This is a genomic window from Leptolyngbya cf. ectocarpi LEGE 11479 (assembly GCF_015207065.1).
Lineage (GTDB): Bacteria > Cyanobacteriota > Cyanobacteriia > Phormidesmidales > Phormidesmidaceae > Leptothoe > Leptothoe ectocarpi.
Genome location: NZ_JADEXP010000541.1, coordinates 1 through 2,705 on the forward strand (window position 1 = coordinate 1; position 2,705 = coordinate 2,705).

Annotated in this window: 5 protein-coding genes; 4 read left to right on the plus strand and 1 reads right to left on the minus strand. The window is 49.8% G+C overall.

Annotated elements, in window-relative coordinates:
• Positions 1-161: 161 nt before the first annotated feature.
• On the plus strand, positions 162-866 hold the full coding sequence (locus tag IQ260_RS29615) for a carboxypeptidase-like regulatory domain-containing protein (protein WP_193996640.1): 705 nt from the start codon (positions 162-164) through the stop codon (positions 864-866).
• On the opposite strand, the gene IQ260_RS29620 is transcribed toward IQ260_RS29615, so the two are convergent.
• Positions 841-1,293 carry a hypothetical protein gene (locus IQ260_RS29620; protein ID WP_193996641.1) on the minus strand — a complete coding sequence of 151 codons (453 nt, stop codon included), beginning with the start codon at positions 1,291-1,293 and terminating at the stop codon, positions 841-843. The genes IQ260_RS29615 and IQ260_RS29620 overlap by 26 nt on opposite strands.
• Before the next feature lie 129 nt (positions 1,294-1,422).
• On the opposite strand from IQ260_RS29620, the gene petN reads away from it, so the two are divergent.
• From petN to rsmB, 3 genes are all read left to right on the plus strand, one after another.
• Positions 1,423-1,512 carry a cytochrome b6-f complex subunit PetN gene (gene petN, locus IQ260_RS29625; RefSeq protein ID WP_193996642.1) on the plus strand — a complete coding sequence of 30 codons (90 nt, stop codon included), beginning with the start codon at positions 1,423-1,425 and terminating at the stop codon, positions 1,510-1,512.
• 17 nt (positions 1,513-1,529) lie between these two features.
• Positions 1,530-1,715, plus strand: a complete 186-nt coding sequence (locus tag IQ260_RS29630; RefSeq protein WP_193996643.1) for a hypothetical protein — start codon at positions 1,530-1,532, stop codon at positions 1,713-1,715.
• Between the two features lie 44 nt (positions 1,716-1,759).
• Positions 1,760-2,705 (plus strand): 16S rRNA (cytosine(967)-C(5))-methyltransferase RsmB (gene rsmB, locus IQ260_RS29635; protein ID WP_228016558.1); only part of this gene is annotated, 946 nt, incomplete at its 3' end.

Below are 2,705 nucleotides of genomic sequence, written 5' to 3' on the forward strand. Positions count from 1 at the left end.
CCCAAACCTCGAAAAACACGAAAGGCACGAAAGGCACGAACCAATACCTCCTAAAACGTTGTTAGTGTTCTGATGGAACTATGGCTAGGGCATTACAATGTCCTAATCTTGGAATTTGGAATTGCTGACCAGGTGTAGACCTGCGTGCTCGCTATACGGGGGTGTCCACACTGTCCAGCCAAGATACCTTCCAATTGGAGATTTCTCCTCGTTTCAATCTGCAGCGAGGCATCGGTTTGGGCAGTCATCGACAAGATTGGCTACGAACCCAGGGTGGTCTAATGATTCAGCCCTTTTTAGATGACAATAACAATAGCCAACGTGACCCCGGAGAATCTGGCTATCTAGAAGATTTGGATCTCTTGGTTACTGTCAATCATCAGCCACTGGACTACTATCAACCCCAAATTCAAAATGGCCATGCCACCATAGCCCTGACGCCAGGGCTATACCGGATTGATTTAGATCCCGCTGGATTTCCCTTGGATCGGCAGGCCGTTGATCAAGCCGTTGCAGCCGAGGTCACCCCTGGGGAATATACCCAAGTCTTAATTCCTCTGGGCCGTTCGTTTAGCGTATCTGGAGTTGTGCTCGATGCTGACGGTCATGCCATGGGCGGTCAGCAAGTCAAGATAGTCAATACAACCTCGGACCGTAGCCAGCTATCAGTCACCAATGGGGCTGGAGTCTTTTATTTAGAGGGTATATCTCCAGGCCGCTATCGGTTTGAAATCGGTGACCAAGCAGTAGAAAGTACGACATTAGACTTTAGCGATACCACTCAGCCGTTTCAAGAAGTCAACTTTAAGGTATTACCCCATGGCATTGAGACTCAAATTCCTAGTCTGGGTATGGACCTGCCCTAAAGTCCTGGATCCACCGTTGGCCCAGGGCGTAATCCAAAACGATGCGGATAACTAGAAATAAGCCAAAACTTTTGACAATAGGCCAGATAAAGGGAAAAACAGTACTGATATCTAAGCTTAGGGCTGACCAATTACTGCTTTCTAGCTGACTTAAGCCGCGCGTCAGGGCAAATGCTCCCACAGCACCGCTGCGTAGATGGGGATTTTTGTCTTGCCGAACGATGTAGCGGTAGGTGACGCCAAACAAAAAAGCGCAGACTGTCCCCATGGCTATGGGCACAATCCCTAGGGTGCCGTTAGTTGGAATAGTTGCGCCCAAGATATCGTGTAGCTCTGCGTCTAACACCAAACCGACTGCACTCACACTTGCTCCGGCCAGTGCCGCTATGCCACCGGATTTGACCGATTCGATGCGCTCTAAGTCCATGCGTTTATCTATATATACTCGCTATTCTGCGTCAATTTTGCCATCGCCCAAAAATCGGGTATTGATCTACCGTATGATAGAAGCAGCCGTTTAAGCGGTGTTTTTAATTTACTAAACAAGTCAGACGATATGGATATTTTGACGCTAGGCTGGGTTGCCCTACTATCTTTCTTTAGCTTTTCCATCTCCATGGTGATTTGGGGTCGTAACGGTTTTTAGAGATTTAAGTGAGTCCTATGACAAGTGACCTAGAGGGACAGGCATACGCTGTATTAGCTACTCTGGCGGCACTGCTTTTGGTTTTGGTAACCGGAGGTGTCATTTATCTAACAACTGTTGAGTGGCGTGACAAGCGGAAACGAACTCAAGAGGCGTTGGATAATCGCAAGCCTGTAAGTCAGCGAACGAAAAAAAAGAAGTAGCGTAATTTTTTCAAGGTTTAGGAGCATGGCGCTGCCATGCTCCTTTGCTGTCTTTAGCAGTTTTACCCACACCAGTGCCTTTGGTACCTGAACTTATGCCGTCTACGCCTAACAGTGCGCCTAACAGTGCGCCTAACAGTGCGCCTAACAGTGCTCTGTCGGCACGCCAGCTAGCCTTTTTTGTCCTCAGGGATATTGACAAAGGTGCATTTGCCGACGTTGCCCTGGAGCGTAATATCGGCAAATTTACATTGGCACCGGCAGACCGGCGGCTAGCGACAGAACTGATTTATGGCATTGTGCGTCGCCAACGTACATTGGATGCCCTGATTGACCAGCTAGGGAAACGTCCTGCTGATCAGCAGCCTGCTGACCTCCGACGCATATTACATCTGGGGTTTTATCAGCTGCGTTATCTCGACCATGTGCCTGATCACGCAGTTGTCGATACAACGGTTCAACTGGCAAAACATCAGCGCTTGGGCAAGCTCAGCGGTGTGGTCAATGGCATGCTCAGACAGTATATTCGTCTACAAGCCGCTGATAGTGACCCTCTGGAGCTGCCCACCGATACGATGCAAGCATTGGGAGTTTTTCACAGCTACCCTGACTGGATTATTCAGGCTTGGCACCAGCGCCTACCTGCAGAAGACGTTGCCAAACTCTGTGAATGGTTTAATCAAACGCCCAAAATTGACCTGCGGGTCAACCGGCTGCGCACCACCGTCGAACAGGTGGTGACAGCATTGAGCGATCATGGGTTAACGGTGACTTCCCATGCCACGATTCCAAACGCCGTCAGAATTGTGGGACCGACGGGAAATGTGCGCAAGCTACCGGGCTATGACGAGGGTTGGTGGATGGTACAGGATAGCAGTGCCCAGCTGGTTAGTTATTTAGTCGATCCACAGCCGGGGGAAACGATTATTGATGCCTGTGCGGCCCCCGGTGGAAAAGCCACCCATCTGGCAGAAATGATGGGGGATACGG

What these genes read in the sequence shown, in the direction of transcription:
- IQ260_RS29620 (WP_193996641.1), bottom strand. Translation starts at nt 1,293, where the DNA reads ATGGACTTAGAGCGCATCGAATCGGTCAAATCCGGTGGCATAGCGGCA.
- petN (WP_193996642.1), top strand. Translation starts at nt 1,423, where the DNA reads ATGGATATTTTGACGCTAGGCTGGGTTGCCCTACTATCTTTCTTTAGC.
- IQ260_RS29630 (WP_193996643.1), top strand. Translation starts at nt 1,530, where the DNA reads ATGACAAGTGACCTAGAGGGACAGGCATACGCTGTATTAGCTACTCTG.